General features: G+C 71.8%; 19 protein-coding genes and 1 pseudogene. 13 read left to right on the top strand and 7 right to left on the bottom strand.

The features are described 5' to 3' along the window. Window positions 1-12 precede the first annotated feature (12 nt). The 5 genes from ACFZP7_RS02855 to ACFZP7_RS02875 all read left to right on the top strand — a co-directional run bounded on the left by ACFZP7_RS02855 (window position 13) and on the right by ACFZP7_RS02875 (window position 5,159). A complete protein-coding gene (locus ACFZP7_RS02855; protein WP_019324257.1) occupies window positions 13-969 on the top strand; it encodes a GlxA family transcriptional regulator in 957 nt (318 codons plus the stop codon). 141 nt (window positions 970-1,110) lie between these two features. Further along, entirely contained in the window at window positions 1,111-2,109 is a 999-nt protein-coding gene (gene gap / locus ACFZP7_RS02860) for a type I glyceraldehyde-3-phosphate dehydrogenase (protein ID WP_031018428.1), read from the top strand. A 49-nt stretch (window positions 2,110-2,158) separates the two neighbouring features. Further along, entirely contained in the window at window positions 2,159-2,653 is a 495-nt protein-coding gene (locus tag ACFZP7_RS02865; RefSeq protein WP_019324255.1) for a peptidylprolyl isomerase, read from the top strand. A 148-nt stretch (window positions 2,654-2,801) separates the two neighbouring features. Then, the gene (locus tag ACFZP7_RS02870; protein ID WP_019324254.1) at window positions 2,802-4,280 is read left to right on the top strand and encodes a glutamate-cysteine ligase family protein; all 1,479 of its coding nucleotides are present in this window, start codon (window positions 2,802-2,804) and stop codon (window positions 4,278-4,280) included. A gap of 45 nt (window positions 4,281-4,325) precedes the next feature. Then, entirely contained in the window at window positions 4,326-5,159 is an 834-nt protein-coding gene (locus ACFZP7_RS02875; protein WP_355515812.1) for a class II glutamine amidotransferase, read from the top strand. Here ACFZP7_RS02875 and ACFZP7_RS02880 read toward each other — a convergent pair. Further along, window positions 5,140-5,784 (bottom strand): type III effector protein, encoded by a 645-nt coding sequence (locus ACFZP7_RS02880; RefSeq protein WP_385633775.1) that lies wholly within the window; start codon window positions 5,782-5,784, stop codon window positions 5,140-5,142. The two genes, ACFZP7_RS02875 and ACFZP7_RS02880, sit on opposite strands and share 20 nt — an antisense overlap. A gap of 128 nt (window positions 5,785-5,912) precedes the next feature. Between ACFZP7_RS02880 and ACFZP7_RS02885 the strand changes: the two genes are divergently transcribed. From ACFZP7_RS02885 to ACFZP7_RS02900, 4 genes are all read left to right on the top strand, one after another. Continuing rightward, window positions 5,913-6,350, top strand: a complete 438-nt coding sequence (locus ACFZP7_RS02885) for an Hsp20/alpha crystallin family protein (protein WP_355516158.1) — start codon at window positions 5,913-5,915, stop codon at window positions 6,348-6,350. A gap of 107 nt (window positions 6,351-6,457) precedes the next feature. Beyond that, window positions 6,458-6,874, top strand: coding sequence for a DUF2267 domain-containing protein (locus ACFZP7_RS02890; protein WP_019324250.1), 417 nt, complete (start codon window positions 6,458-6,460; stop codon window positions 6,872-6,874). Between the two features lie 116 nt (window positions 6,875-6,990). Further along, on the top strand, window positions 6,991-7,431 hold the full coding sequence (locus ACFZP7_RS02895; protein ID WP_371847403.1) for a DUF2267 domain-containing protein: 441 nt from the start codon (window positions 6,991-6,993) through the stop codon (window positions 7,429-7,431). Between the two features lie 310 nt (window positions 7,432-7,741). Beyond that, a complete protein-coding gene (locus tag ACFZP7_RS02900; protein WP_385633776.1) occupies window positions 7,742-8,680 on the top strand; it encodes a TauD/TfdA dioxygenase family protein in 939 nt (312 codons plus the stop codon). A gap of 51 nt (window positions 8,681-8,731) precedes the next feature. On the opposite strand, the gene ACFZP7_RS02905 is transcribed toward ACFZP7_RS02900, so the two are convergent. From ACFZP7_RS02905 to ACFZP7_RS02920, 4 genes are all read right to left on the bottom strand, one after another. Then, window positions 8,732-10,555: a glycoside hydrolase family 2 protein gene (locus ACFZP7_RS02905; RefSeq protein WP_261698414.1), complete on the bottom strand. Its 1,824-nt coding sequence runs from the start codon at window positions 10,553-10,555 to the stop codon at window positions 8,732-8,734. Window positions 10,556-10,623: 68 nt separating this feature from the next. Beyond that, window positions 10,624-11,523 carry a carbohydrate ABC transporter permease gene (locus ACFZP7_RS02910; RefSeq protein WP_385633777.1) on the bottom strand — a complete coding sequence of 300 codons (900 nt, stop codon included), beginning with the start codon at window positions 11,521-11,523 and terminating at the stop codon, window positions 10,624-10,626. A gap of 2 nt (window positions 11,524-11,525) precedes the next feature. Next, on the bottom strand, window positions 11,526-12,467 hold the full coding sequence (locus ACFZP7_RS02915; protein WP_031018419.1) for a carbohydrate ABC transporter permease: 942 nt from the start codon (window positions 12,465-12,467) through the stop codon (window positions 11,526-11,528). A 21-nt stretch (window positions 12,468-12,488) separates the two neighbouring features. Beyond that, window positions 12,489-13,859: an extracellular solute-binding protein gene (locus ACFZP7_RS02920; protein WP_355102116.1), complete on the bottom strand. Its 1,371-nt coding sequence runs from the start codon at window positions 13,857-13,859 to the stop codon at window positions 12,489-12,491. Between the two features lie 144 nt (window positions 13,860-14,003). Here ACFZP7_RS02920 and ACFZP7_RS02925 point away from each other — a divergent pair, with 144 nt between their 5' ends. Continuing rightward, complete coding sequence (locus ACFZP7_RS02925; protein ID WP_019324243.1) at window positions 14,004-15,059, top strand: LacI family DNA-binding transcriptional regulator; 1,056 nt, start codon at window positions 14,004-14,006, stop codon at window positions 15,057-15,059. Window positions 15,060-15,095: 36 nt separating this feature from the next. Here ACFZP7_RS02925 and ACFZP7_RS02930 read toward each other — a convergent pair. Next, window positions 15,096-15,506, bottom strand: a pseudogene (locus ACFZP7_RS02930) (family 43 glycosylhydrolase); the annotation flags it as partial. Between the two features lie 304 nt (window positions 15,507-15,810). On the opposite strand from ACFZP7_RS02930, the gene ACFZP7_RS02935 reads away from it, so the two are divergent. From ACFZP7_RS02935 to ACFZP7_RS02945, 3 genes are all read left to right on the top strand, one after another. Then, window positions 15,811-17,298, top strand: coding sequence for an NCS1 family nucleobase:cation symporter-1 (locus tag ACFZP7_RS02935; RefSeq protein WP_385633778.1), 1,488 nt, complete (start codon window positions 15,811-15,813; stop codon window positions 17,296-17,298). Window positions 17,299-17,345: 47 nt separating this feature from the next. After that, window positions 17,346-18,071 (top strand): aspartate/glutamate racemase family protein, encoded by a 726-nt coding sequence (locus tag ACFZP7_RS02940; protein WP_031018410.1) that lies wholly within the window; start codon window positions 17,346-17,348, stop codon window positions 18,069-18,071. A gap of 129 nt (window positions 18,072-18,200) precedes the next feature. Continuing rightward, complete coding sequence (locus ACFZP7_RS02945; RefSeq protein WP_030973440.1) at window positions 18,201-18,875, top strand: GntR family transcriptional regulator; 675 nt, start codon at window positions 18,201-18,203, stop codon at window positions 18,873-18,875. On the opposite strand, the gene ACFZP7_RS02950 is transcribed toward ACFZP7_RS02945, so the two are convergent. Next, entirely contained in the window at window positions 18,872-19,648 is a 777-nt protein-coding gene (locus ACFZP7_RS02950; protein ID WP_385633779.1) for an AraC family transcriptional regulator, read from the bottom strand. The two genes, ACFZP7_RS02945 and ACFZP7_RS02950, sit on opposite strands and share 4 nt — an antisense overlap. Window positions 19,649-19,683 lie beyond the last annotated feature (35 nt).

Here is a 19,683-nt window from a genome sequence, read left to right on the forward strand (position 1 = left end):
TACGCTTGAGCCGTGCCGCCCTCCCGCCTGCGCCGTGTCGCCGTCCTCGTGCTCGAAGGTGCCAAACCGCTCGACGTCGGCATCCCCGCACAGGTGTTCACGACGCGCGCGAGCATGCCCTACGAGGTGCGGGTGTGCGGCGCGGCGCCCGGCCTGGTGACCGGCGGCGACGGACTCTCGTACCACGTCGCCCACGGCCTCTCCGCGCTGACCTGGGCCGACATCGTCTTCCTGCCCGGCTACCGGGCGCCGGACGTCGAGGACCCGCCGCGGAGCGTGGTGGCGGCGCTGACGGCGGCACACGAGCGCGGTGCCCGGCTGGCCGCCATCTCCACGGGCGCCTTCGCGCTCGCCGCCACCGGTCTGCTCGACGGCCGGCGGGCCACCACGCACTGGCACTACACGCGGGCACTCGCCCGCAAGCACCCCCGTGTGCGGGTCGACGAGAACGTGCTGTTCGTGGACGAGGGCAGCGTGCTGACCTCGGCGGGCGCCGCCTCCGGCATCGACCTGTGCCTGCACGTCCTGCGCGGCGACCTCGGGGTCGCCGCCTCCAACCACGCGGCCCGGCGGCTGGTCGCGGCCCCCTACCGCAGCGGCGGCCAGGCCCAGTACGTGCCGCGCAGCGTGCCCGAGCCGCTGGGCGAGCGGTTCGCCGCGACCCGCGAGTGGGCCCTGCGCCGGCTGGACGAGCCGCTGACGCTGGAGGCGCTCGCCCGGCACGCGGCGGTCTCGGCACGCACCTTCTCCCGGCGCTTCGTCGAGGACACCGGGTACACGCCGATGCAGTGGGTCATGCGCGCCCGGATCGACCTGGCCCGGGAACTGCTCGAACGCTCCGAGCGCGGCGTGGAGCAGATCGCCGCCGACGTCGGACTGGGCACCGGCGCGAACCTGCGACTGCACTTCCAGCGCATCCTGGGCACCACGCCGAGCGAGTACCGGCGCACCTTCACCCGCGGGGAGTAACCGGGAGAGGCGTCCGCGCCGGGCGGCTGCCCGGGGCTGGCGCGATCCTTGCGAACCATGGCACTCACGCCGCTGCCCCCGGCGCGCGCCGCGCGCCACCCTGGGAACCGCACCGCACGGCGAACCGGAAGGGCACCCCTCATGACTCGCATCGGCATCAACGGCTTCGGACGCATCGGACGCAACGTGCTGCGCGCGCTGCTCGAACGCGACACCAAGCTCGAGGTCGTCGCCGTCAACGACCTCACCGAACCCGCCACCCTCGCCCGGCTCCTCGCGTTCGACACCACGGCGGGGCGGCTGGGCCGCCCGGTGACCGTCGACGGGGACACCCTCGTCGTCGACGGGCGCCGCATCCGGGTGCTCGCCGAGCGCGAGCCGGCCCGGCTGCCCTGGGCCGAGCTGGACGTCGACCTCGTACTGGAGGCGACCGGCCGCTTCACCTCGGCCGAGGCGGCCCGCGCCCACCTCACCGCCGGCGCGAAGAAGGTCCTGGTCAGCGCGCCGTCGGCGGGTGCCGACGTCACCCTCGCCTACGGCGTGAACACCGACGCCTACGACCCCGCCGCGCACACGATCGTCTCCAACGCCTCGTGCACCACCAACGCGCTCGCACCCCTGGCGTCGGTGCTCGACGAGCTGGCCGGCATCGAGCACGGCTTCATGACGACCGTGCACGCCTACACCCAGGAGCAGAACCTCCAGGACGGCCCGCACCGCGACCCGCGCCGCGCCCGCGCCGCCGGGGTCAACATCGTGCCGACCACGACGGGCGCCGCCAAGGCCATCGGCCTGGTGCTGCCGAACCTCGACGGCAAGCTGTCGGGCGACTCGATCCGGGTGCCGGTGCCGGTGGGCTCCATCGTCGAGCTGAACACCACCGTGGCCCGCGACGTGACCCGCGAGGACGTGCTGGCCGCCTACCGGACCGCCGCCGAGGGGCCGCTCGCCGGGGTCCTGGAGTACTCCGAGGACCCGCTGGTCTCCTCGGACATCACCGGCAACCCGGCCTCGTCGATCTTCGACTCGGCCCTCACCCGCGTCGACGGCCGGCACGTCAAGGTGGTCGCCTGGTACGACAACGAGTGGGGCTTCTCGAACCGCGTGATCGACACCCTGGAACTGCTCGCCACACGCTGAACGGGCAGCCGGTTCGGCATCGCCGGGGTCCGCAGGTCACAATGGTGCGATGAGCAATTCCAAGGTTTACTTCGACATCGACATCGACGGCCAGGATGCGGGCCGCATCGTCTTCGAGCTCTTCGAGGACGTCACCCCCAAGACGGCGAAGAACTTCATCGAGCTGGCCACCGGCGAGCACGGCTTCGGCTACGCGGGTTCCCCGTTCCACCGCGTGATCCCGCAGTTCATGCTCCAGGGCGGTGACTTCACCAACGGCAACGGCACCGGCGGCAAGAGCATCTACGGCGAGAAGTTCGCGGACGAGAACTTCCAGCTGAAGCACACCGAGCCCTACCTGCTCTCCATGGCGAACGCGGGTCGGAACACCAACGGCTCGCAGTTCTTCATCACCACGGTCGCCACCCCCTGGCTGGACGGCAAGCACGTCGTCTTCGGCAAGGTCGTCGAGGGCACGGACGTGGTCGACAAGATCGAGAGCTACGGCTCGCAGTCGGGCCGCACCTCCAAGGAGATCAAGGTCCGGGAGTCCGGCAAGCTCTGAGGCCGGCCGGCCCCACGCGCTCCCGATCCCGACGGGGCCCACCGCACACGCCGCGGTGGGCCCCGTCCCCGTTCCGTCTGGTGGGGTGCGCCGGGTGGTGCGACTCTGGGGTGGAGAGGCGTCCGAGCGAGGCAACCCGGGAGGGCCGATGGGACGGGACGTCCCGGCGCTGGTCTTCACCCGCGAGGACCGCCGCCGGTACCGGATCAAGATGCAGGAGTGCCTCGACGCCCTCGCGCAGATGCTGCGCGAGTCCCGGTTCGAGACCGAGCGCCCCCAGGTGGGGCTGGAGATCGAGCTGAACCTGGTCGACGACGGGGCCGAGCCGGCGATGCGCAACAGCGACGCGCTCGAAGCCATCGCCGACCCCGCCTGGTCCACCGAGCTGGGCCGGTTCAACCTGGAGATCAACATCCCGCCCCGCACCCTGACGGCGGGCGGTCCCGACGCCTGGGAGAGCGAGATCCGCGCCGCGCTGAACCACGCGGAGGACCGCGCGCGGTCGGTCGGCGCCCATCTGATCATGATCGGCATCCTGCCCACCCTGCGGAAGGCGGACGTGGGCGAGGCCGCCCTCTCCGAGAACCCGCGCTACCGCCTGCTCAACGACCAGGTGTTCGCGGCCCGGGGCGAGGACCTGCACATCGAGGTGGACGGCGTCGACCGCCTGCGGACCTACGCGGACACCATCACCCCGGAGGCGGCCTGCACGAGCACCCAGTTCCACCTCCAGGTGGCCCCGGAGGAGTTCGCCGACTACTGGAACGCGGCCCAGGCCATCGCCGGGGTCCAGGTCGCCCTGGCGGCCAACTCGCCCTTTCTGCTGGGCAAGGAACTGTGGCACGAGAGCCGCATCCCGCTGTTCGAGCAGGCCACCGACACCCGGCCGCAGGAGATCAAGGCGCAGGGGGTGCGCCCCCGGGTCTGGTTCGGGGAGCGGTGGATCACCAGCGTCTTCGACCTGTTCGAGGAGAACCTGCGGTACTTCCCCGCACTGCTGCCGCTCTGCGACGAGCAGGACCCCAAGGAGACCCTGGACCGGGGGGACGTACCCGAACTGGGCGAACTCACCCTGCACAACGGCACCATCTACCGCTGGAACCGTCCCGTCTACGCGGTCGCCAACGACATCCCCCACGTACGCGTGGAGAACCGCGTGCTGCCCGCCGGGCCGACCGTCGCGGACACCCTCGCCAACGGCGCCTTCTACTACGGGCTCACCCGCGCGCTGGTGGAGGAGGAGCGGCCGGTGTGGTCGCGGATGTCCTTCTCGGTCGCCGAGGACAACCTGCACACGGCGGCCCGGCACGGCATCGAGGCCCGGCTGTACTGGCCCGGCGTGGGCGAGGTGACCGTGCCCGAACTGGTGCTCCGGCGGCTGCTGCCGCTGGCGCACCGGGGCCTGGAACTGTCCGGGATGGACTCCGCCTGGCGGGAGCCGCTGCTCGGCATCATCGAGCAGCGGTGCGTCACCGGGCGCAACGGCGCGGTCTGGCAGAAGGAGATGTTCCACCACATCGACGCGACCGCCCGCCCGGGCCGCCACGAGGCCCTGCGCCGGATGACCCAGCAGTACATGGACTACATGCACCTGAACGCCCCGGTCCACACCTGGCCGGTCGACTGACGGCCCCGCGCGCCGAGACGCCGGGGAGCAGGGAGGCGGCAGACGATGTGCCGATGGCTCGCCTACTCGGGAACGCCCGTGCTGCTGGAGACGCTGCTCTACCAGCCCGAGCACTCGCTCATCGACCAGAGCCTGCACGCCCGCATGGGCGTCGAGACGACCAACGGCGACGGGTTCGGCGTCGGCTGGTTCGGGCCGGAGATGACCACGCCCGCGGTCGTCCGGGAGATCGGGCCGGCCTGGAGCAACCGCAATCTGCGCGAGATCGCGAGCCACGTCCGCTCCCCCCTGTTCTTCGCGCACATCCGGGCCTCGACCGGCAGCCCCGTGCAGCAGACCAACTGTCACCCGTTCCGCCACGGCCGCTGGATGTGGATGCACAACGGCGCGATCGCCGAGTTCCACCGGCTGCGCCGGGACCTCGCCCTGGCCGTCGATCCGAGGCTCTTCCTCGACATCGAGGGCTCGACGGACTCGGAGATGATGTTCTACCTGGCGCTGACGCTCGGCCTGGAGGACGACCCTCCGACGGCCGTGGCCCGGATGGCGGGCCTGGTGGAGGAGATCGGCCACGAGCACGACGTGGAGTTCCCGCTGCAGATGACGGTGGCCGTGACCGACGGACTGCGGTTGTGGGCCTTCCGCTACTCCAGCCAGGCCGAGACGCGGTCGCTCTACTACAGCAGCCGGGTGGAGAGCCTGCGCGCCCTGCATCCCGGGATGCCGTTCCTCAAGGAGGTGTCCGACCGCACCCGGCTGATCGTGTCCGAGCCACTGGGCGACCTGCCCGGGGTCTGGAACAAGGTGCCGGAGGGCAGCTACGGCGTCGTGCAGCCCGAGGGCGACGTACTGCGGCCCTTCACTCCTCAGCCGGCCTGACCCGGCGGAGCCGGTCCGTGTGGTGGGTGAGGTCGTCGATGCGGGCGGCCAGTTCACCGTGGTCGGCGGCGAGGTGGTCGCGGGCGCCCGCCAAGGGGCCGATGAGACCGGCCGCGTCGTCCTGACCGAGCGCCTGGACGAGGGGGGCGCGGGCTTCGGCCGGCAGCCCGTCGACGGCGGTGATCTGGCCGGCGAGCTGCCGGAGACCGGCCGCGTTGCCGCGGGCCCAGGTGGTGACCGCCCGGTCGCCGGCGCGACGGTCACGGGTGGCCTGGACGCGCTGCTCACCGGTCGTGCCGGGAGCCCCGGGGCGCAGGCGCAGATAGCGCCGCTCGGCGGCCTGCCTGCTGGCGACGCCGAGGGGGTGGGCCAGCTCGGCCCAGCTGGCGCCCGCCTCGCGGGCCGTCTCGATCAGGCCCGTCTCCCAGCCAGCGAGCTGGTCGCGCACCTCGCGCAGGAGCAGCAGCGCGGCCAGTGCCTGGTCCGGGCTGACGTCGGAGCCGTCGCGCGGTGCGGACTGCTGGGCCTGGGCGGTGTGCACGGCCCGCTCGATCGCCGCCAGCGCCGCTTCGGCGGCGAGGAAGGGCACGGGCCCGGACGCGGGCTCCCGCGGGTCTGCGGTCATGGGGGTCACCTCCACCCGATCACGTCACCCGGAGGGCGACACACTCACTTGTCATCGTTTCGATGACATGCTACAAGAAAGACAGGAAGCAGCGCATGAGCGATTCCGCTCGACTGGAGGTGTTTCAGATGCTGATGCGCACCGATCCGTTCCGCGAGTTCGACCGCCTCACCCAGCAGCTGCTGGGCAACGCGTCGGGCACCTGGTCGCGCCCCACGGCGATGCCGATGGACGCCTACCGCGAGGACGACGCCTACGTCATCGCCCTCGACCTCCCCGGCGTCGCACCGGACGCGATCGACATCGACGTCGAACGCAACATGCTGACCGTCCGGGCCGAACGCCGCCCCGTCGCCCGGGGCGAGGGCGTCCAGATGGAACTCTCCGAGCGCCCCCTGGGCGTCTTCTCCCGCCAGGTGATGCTCGCGGACACCCTCGACACCGAGCACATCAGCGCCGACTACGAGGCGGGCGTGCTCACCCTGCGCATCCCGATCGCCGAGCGGGCCAAGCCGCGCAAGATCACCGTCACGGGCGGCGCGGATCGCAAGGAGATCCAGGGCTGACGGCACGGCCCAACCCACCCCGGTGGCGGAGGGCGCACCCGCCCCTCCCCGCGGCGGCCCGCCCTCCGCCCGCCCTCGGTCACGCCCCTGGGGAAGGGAGGACCCCGATGGCCATGCACTGGGACGTGTTCCTCGATCAGGTGCGGGAACGCGGCGACTACCCGAGCCGTACGGAGGCCGACCGCGCCGCGCGCACCGTGCTCGCGCTCCTGGGCGCCCATCTCGTCGGCGAGGTGCGCGCCGAGCTGGCCGCCAGGCTGCCGGAGACCTTCGCCCTCATCCTCCTCAACCCGCTCCGGGCCGCCGAGCCGCTCTCCGCGGAGCGGTTCGTCCGGGCCACGGCGGCATGGATCGAGGGAGCCACCGAACGGACGGCGGCCTGGGACGTCTCGGCCGTGCTCAGCGTGGCCGCCGACGCCGCGGGCGAGGAGCTGACCCGCCGCGTGCTGCTCCAGCTCCCGCCCGGCTACGACCTGCTCTTCGGCCGGCCCCAGGACTCCCCCGTCCCGGACTCGGCCCCCTGACCCGGTGACCGGCTCCCCGCCCGGAGCGGTCACCGGCAGACCCGTCACACAGACCCACGTCCCACACAGACCCACGCCTCACACAGGCCCACGAGCGAGAAAGGCTTCCTTCAGCGATGCAGTCCCAGACGGTCCAGGAGACGGTCACCACTCTTCCGGCCATGTCGTACGGCCAGCTGCTGGAGCAGGTCCGCTACAACGGCGCCTACCCCACCCGGGAGCGGGCCGAGCAAGTCGTCTCCGCCGTCCTGGCGGCCTTCGGACGACGCGTCACCGGCGAGGAACGCGTCGAACTCGCCGCCCGCCTCCCCCGCGAGGCGGCCCGCGTCTTCGCCGCCGAGATCCCCGCCACGGACGAGCTGACGGGCTGGGCCTTCGTGCGGGACCTCGCGGCCCGTACCGGCGGCACCCTGGCCACCACCCGCTGGGACGTCGGCTCCGTACTCGGTGTCGTCGCCCGCATCGCCGGCCCCGACCTGCTCGACCGCGTCCTCGCGCAGCTCCCCTCCGGCTACGCGATCCTCTTCGGCCGGGCGGAGCTGACCCAGGCGGCCTGAACTCCCCCTGTGCGGCGACGGGTACCCGTTGACAGGAGCCGAGGAGGATCACAGAATCGGTGGCATGACCACATACCGGTTCGGCACCACGGCGGAGTGTCTTCGCGTGCCCGAGCGGACCGGATGTGAGCGCTCCGGCCGATAACCGGCCGTTCCCGGGCCGGTGGCTCGGCGCTTCCCACGCGTAGAGCACATCGGTTCCCCTCTCTCCGGCAACGGACCGGAGCACCTTCGTTTCCCGGCCATCGCGCCGCCGTCGCGGTGCCGCCATGGCCCGTACCCGTACCGCCGCACCAGGGGAAGGACTCCCATGACCGTCATGTCCGCAGGACCCGCCGCAGACCTGCGCGAAGCGCGCATCCCGGAGGACGGAATCTACGAGGGGCGGCGCGTGCTGCGCCGGGTGCCCGAGGGGTGGCAGGAGCGTCCGTACGAACTGTTCGAGGTCGTTCCGCAGGCCCGCACCATCGGCGCCGAGATCAGGGGCGTCGACCTCTCGCGGCCCCTCGGGGCCGAGCTGCGCGAGGAGTTGAACCGCGCCCTGCTGGAGTGGAAGGTGCTGTTCTTCCGTGCCCAGCACCTCACCTCCGCCCAGCAGCGCGCGTTCGCCGGTCACTGGGGCCCGCTGGAGACCAACCCCCTGCTCGCGGCCGGGTCCAGCGAGGACGTCGTGCGCTTCGACAAGGGCGAGGGCGCGGTCCCGACGTACGAGAACGTCTGGCACACCGACGTCACCTTCCGCGAGCGGCCCGCGCTCGGCGCGGTCCTCCAGTTGCGCGAGGTGCCGCCGTTCGGCGGGGACACCATGTGGGCGGACATGGCCGCCGCCTACGACAACCTCCCCCAGGAGGTGAAGGACCGCATCGACGGCGCCCGCGCCGTGCACGACTTCATCCCCGGCTTCGCGAGGTTCTACGGTCCCGAACGGCTGATCCCGTACCAGGACCTCTTCCCGCCGGTGGAGCACCCCGTCGTGCGCACCCACCCGGAGACCGGGCGCCGCATGCTGTTCGTCAACACCTCCTTCACCACCCACATCACCGGGATGGACCGGGACGAGAGCGACCGGCTGCTGCGCTTCCTGTTCCAGCAGGCGCACGTGCCCGAGTACCAGGTGCGGTTCCGCTGGCAGCCCGGCGACATCGCCTTCTGGGACAACCGGGCCACCCAGCACTACGCGGTGGGCGACTACGGCTCGGAGCGCAGGGTCGCGGAACGGGTCGCCATCGAGGGCGACCGTCCCTTCTGACCCGCCGCGCGCGGGCCGGAGGCGGCGCTTCGCCTCCGGCCCGCGGCGGCCCTACGCCGGGTCCTGCTCCTCGATCGCGGCCGGGCGCAGCTGTGCGGCGCGCACGCGCGCGACGTCGAGCTTGACGCCGCGATCGAAGCGGTAGATGCCGTTCTGCTCCTGGAAGACGTCGGTCAGCTGCGTGTAGCAGTAGCCGAACATGTCGCGGTCCGAGAGCAGCACTTCGGTGAGACCGGCGAACCGCTCGTGGAACTCCTCCTCGTCGCGGACGCGTTGGCCGTACCCCCAGGAGACGGTGCGGTCCTCGCCGGACCGGTCGGCCGCCGCCTGTGGGTCCCACCAGATGCCGCCGAACTCGCTGACGAAGTAGGGCTGGCCGCGGTAGGGCTGGGAGTAGGGGGCGCCGTCGTCGTAGGCGTTGACGAACGGGGCGTCCTTGGCGAGTCCGGACATCAGCTGCCGGAAGGCGGCCGGGTCCTGCTCGTAGTTGTGGGCGTCGTAGATGTCGGTCTCGGGGACGCGGTGGGCGTAGCCGGAGGCGTCGATCACCGGGCGGGTGGTGTCCATGGCCTTGGTGGCGAGGAACATCGCGCGGGTCACGTCGTCGAGTGTCGTGATGCGGTCGTGGAGCTTCTGGTAGGTCTCGTTGAGCGGGCACCAGCCGATGATCGAGGGGTGCGAGTAGTCGCGTTCCAAGGCCTCCAGCCACTGGGCGACGTAGGAGGCGTCGGGCCGCTGGTTGTCGCCGGAGGAGCCGCCGGTCTCGCAGCCCCAGTCGCCGAACTCGCCCCAGACCAGATAGCCGAGGCGGTCGGCGTGGTAGAGGAAACGCTCCTCGAAGACCTTCTGGTGCAGCCGGGCGCCGTTGAAGCCGGCCGCCATGGCCAGCTCGATGTCCCGCACCAGTGCCGCGTCGGTGGGTGCGGTCATCAGCCCGTCCGGGTACCAGCCCTGGTCGAGGACGAGGCGCTGGAAGACCGGGCGCCCGTTGAGGAGGACGGCCTTGCCGCGCAGGCCGACGGCGCGCAGTCCGGCGTAGCTCTCGGCGCTGTCCACCACCTGCCCGGCGTTGTCGAGCAGTTCGAGGCGCAGGTCGTACAGGTGCGGGTCCTCGGGGCACCACGCGCGACGCCGGTCGTCGGGCACCGGCAGGTGCAGGCGCGGGGCGAGGTCCAGGTCGGCGCGTGCCTCGGCGCGGCTCACCTCGCCGTCGGCGTCGCTGAGCACGGCGCGCACCCGGTGTCCGGGCCGGTTGCCGGACAGGGGCAGCTCCAGGTGGAAGGCGGAGCCGGCCAGGTCGGGGGTGATGCGGGGGCGGCGCAGGTGCAGGTCGGGGACGGGCTCCAGCCAGACGGTCTGCCAGATGCCCGTGACCCGGGTGTAGTTGCAGTCGTGGTTGGCGTACTGGACGGCCTGCTTGCCGCGGGCCTGCGGGCCGGACTTGGGGTCGCGGGCGCGGACGGTGATGACGACCTCCTCCCCCGCCCCGGCGATGTCCCCGAGGTCGGCGGTGAAGGGGGTGAAGCCGCCGCGGTGCCGGGCGACCTCCTTGCCGTCCGCCCACACGGTGGTGTCGTGGTCGACGGCGCCGAAGTGCAGCAGCACCCGGCGTCCGGCCCAGGCCGCGGGCAGGGTGAGGGCGCGCCGGTACCAGACGGCCTCCAGGAAGTCGGTGTCGCCGACGCCGGACAGCTCGGACTCGGGCGGGAAGGGCACGAGGATCTCGCCGCTCAACTCTCGGTCGAGCAGGCCGCGTTCGAGTCCGCTGTCACCCCGGTCGGTCTCGAACTGCCAGGCGCCGTTCAGGTTGAGCCAGTCGCGGCGCACGAACTGCGGTCGCGGGTACTCCGGGCGCGGTGCGGAGTGAGTGGGCACACATGCTCCAGTCGATCGGTGGGCCGGCGCCGGAAGCGCCGGACCCGTGGGTACAGCCGGGAAGGGGGTCAGGAGCCGCCGAGGCCGGTGGTGGCCACGGAGTCGACGATGCGGCGCTGGAAGAGGAGGAAGACCACGATGAGCGGCAGCGCCGCGAGCAGGGCCGAGGCCATGGACTGCGCGTACTGGATGCCGTAGGCGTCCTTCACGGTGGCCAGGCCCACCGGGAGGGTCATCAGGTCGGGGTCGTTGGTGACGATGAAGGGCCACATGAAGTTGTTCCAGGCGCCGATGAAGACGAAGATCGCCACCGCCGCCACGATCGGCCGCGACAGCGGCAGCACGATCGACCGGAAGACCCGGAACTCGGAGGCGCCGTCGATCCGGGCCGCCTCCTCCAGTTCCCTGGGGACGGCGTCGAAGAACCGCTTGAGGATGAAGACCATCATCGGCGCGACGACCTGGGGCAGGATGACCGCCGCGTAGGTGTCGACCATGTGGAAGAGGGTCATCTGGTCGAACAGCGGCACGACGAGCAGTTGCGGCGGGACCATGATGGCGGCGACCGTGACGCCGAGCAGCGCCCGGCGGCCGCGGAAGGTGCCGCGGGAGAAGCCGTACGCGGCGAGGGTGGAGACCGCGACGGTGATCAACGTGACCAGGGCGGAGATCAGGAAGCTGTTGAAGGCCCAGACGGTGACGTTCCCGCGTTCCAGTATCCGCTGGTAGGCGTCGAGGGTGAAGGCGCCCTTGAACGGGGACAGCCCGGTGGTGTTGATGTCCTCCTCGCTCTGCACCGAGGTGATGACCGCCCACACGAACGGCAGCAGCCAGACCACGGCGAGGACGACCAGCGCGGTTCCGGTCAGGACCCGGGGCAGCCGGCCGTGGCCCAGGAGCAGGGGCGAACCGGCCGCTTCGCGGGGTGGTCGGCGCCGGCCGCGGACGGTGGTGGCGGTTGCGGACACGGTCAGTCCTCCCGGCGGAAGAGGCGGAACTGCGCGAGCGAGACGACGACGATCAGGGCGAAGAAGAGGTACGAGACGGCGGAGGCGTAACCGAGGCGGTAGCCGGTGAAGCCGACGTCGTAGACGTACTCGAGGACGGGGCGGGTGGAGCCGTTGGGTCCGCCCTTGGTGAGGATGTAGATCTGGTCGAAGACCTTCAGGGAGGCCAGGATCTGGAGCATGGCCACCAGGCCGGTGGTCCTGCGCAGTTGCGGCAGGGTGATGGACCACAGGCGGCGCCAGGCGCCGGCCCCGTCGAGCGCCGCCGCCTCGTCGAAGGTCGTGGGCAGGGACTGGAGCGCCGCGAGGTAGAGGAGGAAGTTGAAGCCGACCGTCCACCAGACGGTGAGGGCGGCGACGGACCACATGGCGACGGACTCGTCGGACAGCCAGCCGACCGGTTCCATGCCGAGGGCGGTCAGGAGCTGGTTGGCCATGCCCAGTTCCGGCTGGTAGAGCCAGGTCCAGATCATGGTCACGACGGTCACGGGCAGCAGGTAAGGGGCGAAGAACGACAGGCGCCACGCCCACTGCCCGGCGAGTCCGCTGTGCACCAGCAGGGCCATCGCGAGCGCGATCAGCACCAGCGGGACGCTGGAGACGACGGTGAAGAAGACGGTGTTGCCGAGGCTGCTCCAGACGTCCGGATCACCGAACGCCTCGGTGTAGTTGTCGAAGCCCACGAAACGGGTGTCGCGCAGGGCCAGGGAGCTGTCGGTGAAGCTCATCCAGAGCCCCTGGACGATCGGCCACACCATGAAGAGGCCGAACACCAGCAGGAACGGCAGGACGAACACGAGCCCGTTGCCCGAGCGCGTGCGGCGCGGGGCGGTACCGCGTCCGTCCGGGGCAGCAGCGGGCGAACCGGCCTCCTCCTCGGCGCCGAGGGGTGCGGTGGTGGTCACGTCGGTCACTCCTTTCGCCGGTCAGGCCACCGGGTCGGGCTGCCGCAGCAGCGTGTCGGCCTCGCGGACCATCTGCCGCACCGCCTTCTCCGGGGTGGTGTTGCCGAGCAGCGCCGACTGGAGCGGCTGGCACATGCGGTTCTGGAAGTTGGAACCCGCGCCGGCGAACCAGTTGGGCGGGTCGAGGACCGCTACCTCGGCGGCGTCGGCGTAGGAGGACTGGGGGTCGAGCGCCGCGTACCCGGGCTCCGCCAGCACGGGCTGGTAGGCGGGGATGTGCCCGGCGCTCGCCCAGGTGAGGCTCTGCTTGAGTATCTCGGCGACGTACCGGTGGGCCTCGCGGCGCCGGGCCGGGTCGGGGTCGTCCTGGTGCGGGAGGACGAAGCTGTGGCTGTCGGTGTAGACGGCCGGCTCCTCGAAGACCTGCGGGAAGGGCGCGGCGCCCAGGTCGAGGCCGGACTTCTTCAGGGTCGGCAGCTCCCACTCGCCGAGCATCGCCATGCCGCCGCGCCCGCTGGTGAAGGCGGCCAGCGCGCCGTTGTAGTCCAGGTTGTTCGGGTTGGTCTTCCCGTCGAAGAGCCGCGTCATGAGGGTCACGACGCGTACGGCGGCGTCCACGTCGATCTTCGGGGGGCCGCCGTCCGGCAGGGCGAACTCGGCGCCGGTCTGCGCGTAGAGCCCGGCGAACAGGCGCCAGTTCTGTGCCGTGTCGGTGACGTGGCCGAACAGGATGCCCGCCTCCCCGGTCGCCCCGGCGAGAGCCTTGCCGGCCTCCAGCAGCGCCTCGGGAGAACCCATGGGGACCAGCTCGCCCGAGGTGGTCAGGAGCCCGGCCTTCTCCGCGGCCTCCTTGTCGTAGAACACGATGAAGGGGTGGACGTCCAGCGGGATCGCGTAGACGGTGCCCTCGTGCCGGGTCCGCGACCAGACGGCGGGGGTGAAGTCCTCGGCCGTGACGCCGAATTCGGCGAGCAGGTCCAGGTCGAAGGGGTCCACCAGGCCGCCCGGGGCGTAGCCGGCGAGCCGGGACAGGTGCATGGCGGCCACGTCGGAGGCCCGGCCGCCGGCGGCGGACATGGCGAGTTTGGTGTAGTACGACGGTCCCCAGTCGAGGATCGTGCGGTCCACCTCGAAGCCCTCGGCGCCCCCGGCACCCTTCGAGACGGCCTCGATCATCTCGTCCATCAGCATGCCGTCGCCGCCCTGGAACAGGTCCCAGACGCTGAGCGAGGAGGCGCCGGAGGCGGAGGCGGGTGAGGCGCAGCCGGACAGCGGGCCGGCGGCGAGCAGCCCGCCCGCCGCGGCCATGGTGTGACGCAGCAGCCGACGGCGGCTGAGGCGGTGTGCGGGATCGGGCGCGGCCGGCCCCTGGGCAGGCGAACGGGAACTCATCACGGACCTTTCGACGGCCGGACGCTCGTGCGGTGGCTAGTTTTTACATCGATGTACATTGGCTGTAAAGAGGCGGCGCCCGGGTGGGGGGTGATCGACTGCCGGGAATAGACTCGGGCAGCGCGAGGAGGCAGGGAGGTCTCGGTGGCACGGCCCAGGATCAAGGACGTCGCACGTCACGCGGGCGTGTCGGAGAAGACGGTGTCCAATGTCATCAACGACTACGCCCATGTCTCCGACCGGACCAGACGCGTGGTGCGGGAGGCCATCGAACAGCTCGGCTACCGGGTGAACCTGGCCGGCCGTCATCTGCGCCGGGGCCGCACCGGCATCATCGCCCTGGTCGTTCCGGAACTGGACATCCCGTACTTCGCGGAGCTGGCCCGGCACGTCGTCCGGGAGGCCGAGAAGTGCTCCCTGACCGTGCTGATCCACCAGTCCGGCGCGGACCGGGCCCACGAGCTGGCGGCACTGGCCGGTTTCGGGTCGACGTTCGTGGACGGGATCATCCTGAGCCCTCTCGCCCTGACCGCCGACGACCTGCGCGACCGCGCGGGCGCTCCGCCCACCGTGCTGCTCGGGGAGCTGCTGGAGGAGGGCGCCGACCATGTGGCGATCGACAACGAGCGGGCCGCGCACGAGGCGACCGCTCATCTGATCGCGCTCGGCCGCCGCACCGTCCTCGCGGTGGGCGGTCGTGACGACCCGGGCCTCGGCACGGCGCAGGCCCGCACCCGCGGTTACCGTGCGGCGCTGGCCGAGGCGGGCATCGCCCACGATCCGGCCGCCCTGCTCCCGGTCGACTCGTTCCGGATGCCCGACGGTGCCGAGGCGGTGACGCGGGCGCTCGCGTCGGGGCTGCGGCCGGACGCGCTGCTGTGCCTCAACGACCAGCTCGCGCTCGGGGCGTTGCGGGCCCTGCACGAGCACGGGGTCAGGGTGCCCGAGGACGTCGCGGTCATCGGGTTCGACGACGTGGAGGGCGGGCGGTACTCGGTGCCGACACTGAGCACCGTGGCGCCCGACAAGGCGGCGGTGGCCAAGGTGGCCGTGCAGCTGCTCCGGCACCGCATCGAGGAGGCGACGGGACCGGACGGGGAGAGCGAGGACGCCGGGTCCGGTGTGCTGTCGCCGCAGGACCGGATCGTGGCCCACCGGCTGGTCCTGCGGGAGAGCACGGAGGGCCGCGATCGGGGGTGAGGGCTCTCGCCGGACGCCTCAGTCCACGTGCCGGACGCGCCCGTTGCGGTGGAGGAACTCCGGCCCTTCGCGCACCTCGGGGCAGCCGCCGGCGGCGTCGATGGCGACGGCGTCGCCGGAGACGGTGTACGGGTCGGACATCGGGGCGATGTTGATGCCGTTGTGCTGGTACCGGTTGATGCCGCTGTAGGCGAGGTAGAGCCGGCCGCCGAGCCGGAGGACGCCCGCGTCGATGGCGAAGTCGTCCGCGTGGTCGGGCGGGGCGAGCTTCGCCTTGAAGCGGTACGGGCCGGCCGGGTCGTCGCCCTCCGACTCCAGGACGTACAGCCGGTGGTGCTCGTCCACTCCGTCGTCGGCCGTGTAGTACAGGTACCAGCGGTCGCCGAAGCGGTAGAACTCCGGCGCCCAGATGTTGCGGTCACGGGACGGGTCCGAGTCCGTCCACAAGCCCGAGGAGAGCGGCGAAGAGCAGACCGGCGCGGGGGCGGGGGCGGCGGGTGAGGCTGGGAAGCACGTGGGGGTCCTTTCCGCAGCTTTGCATCGATCTTTACATCGATGTAATAACGGGGCGTCACGGTAGGGACGGCTCCTACCCCTGCCAACGGGGCGAAAAATGGTATTCCATTTGCCGCGGACCTCTTGACGGTGCCGTTTGGCGAAAACTACGTTCTGTTCACCGGAACGCCGCTTCCGCTTTGTGGAACTCTCCAACTCCCCCTGCTCCCCCGCTCCCCGAGCCCAGGAGTCCCGTATGACTGCCCTGGAAGACCGCCGCTCGCCCGCCGAGGCCGACGGCACCGCCACCAGCTCCGGCCTCTACACCTACGACCTGGCCCCGACGAAGCGGGAAGGGCGCCGCTGGGGCGCCTACAACGTCTTCACGCTCTGGGCCAACGACGTGCACAGCCTGGGCAATTACGCCTTCGCCATCGGACTGTTCGCCCTCGGGCTGAACGTGTGGGGCATCCTCGCCGCCTTCGCGCTCGCCTCGGTCCTGCTCTTCCTGCTGCTGACGCTGTCCGGGTTCATGGGACACAAGACGGGTGTGCCGTTCCCGGTCATGAGCCGCATCGCGTTCGGCATCAAGGGCGCGAAGATACCGGCCGCCGTCCGCGGGATCGTGGCCATCGCCTGGTTTGGTATCCAGACCTATCTGGCCTCGGCCGTACTGAGCACCCTCCTGGTGGCCATGTTCCCGGACCTGGCCCGTCTGGACACGAACTCCCTGCTCGGCCAGTCGACGCTCGGCTGGATCACCTTCCTCGTCCTGTGGGCGGTGCAGGTGGTCATCGTCAGCTACGGGATGCAGATGATCCGCCGGTACATGGCGTTCGCGGCGCCCACCACCCTGCTCACCATGTGCGCCCTCGCGGTGTGGATGTTCGTCCGCGCGGACGGCTCGATCTCGCTGTCCGTCGACGACCCGCTCACCGGCGGCGCGATGTGGCTCCAGATCCTGCAGGCCGCCGCCCTGTGGGTGGTGATCTACGGGACGTTCGTGCTGAACTTCTGCGACTTCACCCGCTCCGCGCGCAGCCGCGGCTCCATCGTCCGCGGGAACGTCATCGGCATCCCGGTGAACATGCTCTTCTTCGCCGTCATCGTGGCGGTGCTCAGCGGTGCGCAGTTCAGCCTCGACGGACGCGTCATCACCAGCCCGACGGACATCGTGCGCTCGGTGCCCAACATGTTCCTGCTCGCCGTCGCCTCGCTGGCCCTGATCGCGCTGACCGTGGCCGTGAACCTGCTGGCGAACTTCGTCGCCCCGATCTACGCCCTGGTCGACCTCTTCCCCCGCCGGCTCGACTTCCGCAGCGCCGGCCTGGTCAGCGCGGTCCTGGGCCTGGTCATCACACCGTGGAACCTCTACAACAGCCCGGTCGTCGTCAACTACTTCCTCGGCGGACTCGGCGCCCTGCTCGGCCCCCTGTTCGGCGTGATCATGGCCGACTACTGGCTGCTGCGGAAGTCGCGGGTGAACGTGCCGGCCCTCTACACCGAGGACGCGGGCGCCGAGTACCACTACCGCCGCGGCTACAACCCGCGGGCGGTCGCCGCCTTCGTGCCCAGCGCCGCGATCGCCGTCGTCGTCGCCCTGGTGCCCTTCTTCCACGCGGCGGCCGGCTTCTCCTGGTTCATCGGGGCGATCCTCGGCGCCGCGCTGTACGCGGTGATCGCCGACCGTGCGGCGCCGGTCCGCGACGTGGACGGCGAGGCCATCGCCGTCGCCGCCGAATAGCCGCGGCGCCCCCGCACCGTACCCACTCGAGCAGAAGGCCCCCTTCCATGCGCATCCTCGTGGTCAACGTCAACACCACGCAGTCCATCACCGACGCGATCGGCAAGCAGGCGGCCGGCGCCGCCTCGCCGGGCACCGAGATCGTCCCGTTGACCCCTTCCTTCGGCGCGGAGTCCGTCGAGGGCAACTACGAGAGCTACCTCGCCGCGGTCGCCGTCATGGAGACCGTCCGGGCCCACCCGGAGCCCTTCGACGCGGTGATCCAGGCCGGGTACGGCGAACACGGCCGGGAGGGGCTGCAGGAACTGCTCGACGTCCCCGTCGTCGACATCACCGAGGCCGCGGCGAGCACGGCGCAGTTCCTGGGCCGTCGGTACTCCGTCGTCACCACCCTGGACCGGACGGTCCCGCTGATCGAGGAGCGGCTGGAGGTGGCGGGCCTGAGCGCCAGGTGCGCCTCGGTGCGGGCCAGCGGGCTCGCCGTGCTCGAACTGGAGCGGGACGAGCAGGCGGCCGTGGACGCCATCACCGAGCAGGCCGCCCGCGCGGTCGAGGACGACCGGGCCGAGGTGATCTGCCTGGGCTGCGGCGGCATGGCCGGCCTCGCCGAACGCGTGGTGGAGCGGACCGGTGTGCCCGTGGTGGACGGGGTCGCCGCCGCCGTGACGATCGCCGAGTCACTGGTCCGGCTCGGCCTGTCCACCTCCAAGGTGCGCACCTACGCCCGCCCGCGCCCCAAGCGGATCGTCAACTGGCCCCCGAAGGCCGGGTGACCCCGTCGGCCCCGTCGCCCGCCCGACGGGCCGCGGCCGGCCCCGGGGTATTCTGACGGGCCGCCCGACCGACGCACCGCACCGCACGGTCGGCGTGGCTCGGAACGGGAAGACGGACGAAGGACGGCGATGACTGCGTCAGGGGGCTTCACGCCCGAGTCCGAGCGGGTCACACGGCAGTTGCGCGACGAGATCGTCGACGGTACCCGGCGGCCGGGCAGCCGCCTGGTCGAGCGCGAGCTGGCCGAGGCGCTCGGGGTGAGCCGGCTGCCGGTGCGGGAAGCCCTCAAGACCCTGGTGTCCGAGGGGCTGGTGACGCCGAGGCCGCGGAGCTGGGCGGTGGTGCGGGAGTTCACCACCAGCGACATCGCGGACCTGGACGAGGTGCGCTCGGGCCTGGAGACCCTGGGTTTCCGGCTCGCCGCGCAACGGCACACACGCGAGGGCCTGGAGCGGCTGCGCGCGACGGTGGACGCCGAACTGGACGCGGCCCGCGCGGGTGACGCGGTACGGGCGCGGCGCGCGGCGGCCGACTTCCACGAGACGGTCGTCTCGCTCGCCGCCAACGAACTGCTCAACGAACTCGAACGCGTGCTCCGCAGCCGGCTGCGCTGGCTGCTGGGCCAGCACGACGATCTGCTCGCCGTGGCGCTGGAGCACGAAGCCCTGTACCAGGCCATCGCGGAGCGGGACGTCGAACGGGTGCAGGAACTCGTCCTGCACCACCTGGCCACCAGCCGCAGCGCGGCCCTGGGCCACCACGCGCAGGAGCGGGCCGCGAGCCGGGAACAGGACGCGTCCTAGCGCGGCCCGCGACCGCTCGCCGTGAAGCGCGAGGGCGGGGTGCCGAAGGCCCGGGTGAAGGCGGCGGTGAACGCGGCGGGTGAGGCGTAGCCGAGGCGGCCCGAGACCGCGGTCACCGAAGCCGTACGCAGCATCGGCACCGCGGCGAGCAGCCGCGCGCGGGCCCGCCAGACGGCGGGACTGTCCCCCGTCTCCGCTCGGAAGCGCCGGGTGAAGGCCCGTTCGCTGGACGCGGTCCGCGCGGCCCACTCGGCGTTGGTCACGCCCGCGTCCGGGTCGGCCAGGTAGGAGCGGCAGAGCGCCGCCAGGTCGGCGGAGACCGGGATGCCGACGTGGAACGGCAGCGGGGCACGGGCCGCGATCTCGTGCAGCAGGAGGTCGGCGATGCTCCCCTCCCGCCCGGAGAGGCTGTACTCGGCCTCGAAGTCGACCGCAGCGAGGAGCAGTTCACGCAGCAGGGGCGGGACGTCCACGACCACGCAGGTGCCGGGCCACCAGGGCACGGCGGCCGGTTCGACGTACAGGCTGCGGGTGCTCACGCCGAGCATGCGCACCCGGTGCCGGGTCGCGGCCGGGATCAGCACGGCACGCTCGGGCGGCACGGTCCAGGTGCCGTCGGCGGTGTCGACCACCATCACGCCGGTCGCGCCGTAGAGGAACTGTGCGCGCCGGTGCTCGTGCCAGTCCAGGAGGTGGCCGGGCGGATAGTCGGTGCCGATCGGCAGCACGGCCCGGTCCACGTGGTCGACGGAGTCCAGGGGGACGTTCTTCACCCGGTCACCCTACGGGCCGCGGCCGGCCGGGACGC

Origin of the sequence: Streptomyces sp. SudanB5_2050, from assembly GCF_964272335.1 — a bacterium.
Lineage (GTDB): Bacteria > Actinomycetota > Actinomycetes > Streptomycetales > Streptomycetaceae > Streptomyces > Streptomyces rochei.

What these genes read in the sequence shown, in the direction of transcription:
- gap (WP_031018428.1), top strand. Translation starts at nt 1,111, where the DNA reads ATGACTCGCATCGGCATCAACGGCTTCGGACGCATCGGACGCAACGTG.
- ACFZP7_RS02865 (WP_019324255.1), top strand. Translation starts at nt 2,159, where the DNA reads ATGAGCAATTCCAAGGTTTACTTCGACATCGACATCGACGGCCAGGAT.
- ACFZP7_RS02870 (WP_019324254.1), top strand. Translation starts at nt 2,802, where the DNA reads ATGGGACGGGACGTCCCGGCGCTGGTCTTCACCCGCGAGGACCGCCGC.
- ACFZP7_RS02875 (WP_355515812.1), top strand. Translation starts at nt 4,326, where the DNA reads ATGTGCCGATGGCTCGCCTACTCGGGAACGCCCGTGCTGCTGGAGACG.
- ACFZP7_RS02880 (WP_385633775.1), bottom strand. Translation starts at nt 5,784, where the DNA reads ATGACCGCAGACCCGCGGGAGCCCGCGTCCGGGCCCGTGCCCTTCCTC.
- ACFZP7_RS02885 (WP_355516158.1), top strand. Translation starts at nt 5,913, where the DNA reads ATGCTGATGCGCACCGATCCGTTCCGCGAGTTCGACCGCCTCACCCAG.
- ACFZP7_RS02890 (WP_019324250.1), top strand. Translation starts at nt 6,458, where the DNA reads ATGGCCATGCACTGGGACGTGTTCCTCGATCAGGTGCGGGAACGCGGC.
- ACFZP7_RS02895 (WP_371847403.1), top strand. Translation starts at nt 6,991, where the DNA reads ATGCAGTCCCAGACGGTCCAGGAGACGGTCACCACTCTTCCGGCCATG.
- ACFZP7_RS02900 (WP_385633776.1), top strand. Translation starts at nt 7,742, where the DNA reads ATGACCGTCATGTCCGCAGGACCCGCCGCAGACCTGCGCGAAGCGCGC.
- ACFZP7_RS02920 (WP_355102116.1), bottom strand. Translation starts at nt 13,859, where the DNA reads ATGAGTTCCCGTTCGCCTGCCCAGGGGCCGGCCGCGCCCGATCCCGCA.
- ACFZP7_RS02935 (WP_385633778.1), top strand. Translation starts at nt 15,811, where the DNA reads ATGACTGCCCTGGAAGACCGCCGCTCGCCCGCCGAGGCCGACGGCACC.
- ACFZP7_RS02940 (WP_031018410.1), top strand. Translation starts at nt 17,346, where the DNA reads ATGCGCATCCTCGTGGTCAACGTCAACACCACGCAGTCCATCACCGAC.
- ACFZP7_RS02945 (WP_030973440.1), top strand. Translation starts at nt 18,201, where the DNA reads ATGACTGCGTCAGGGGGCTTCACGCCCGAGTCCGAGCGGGTCACACGG.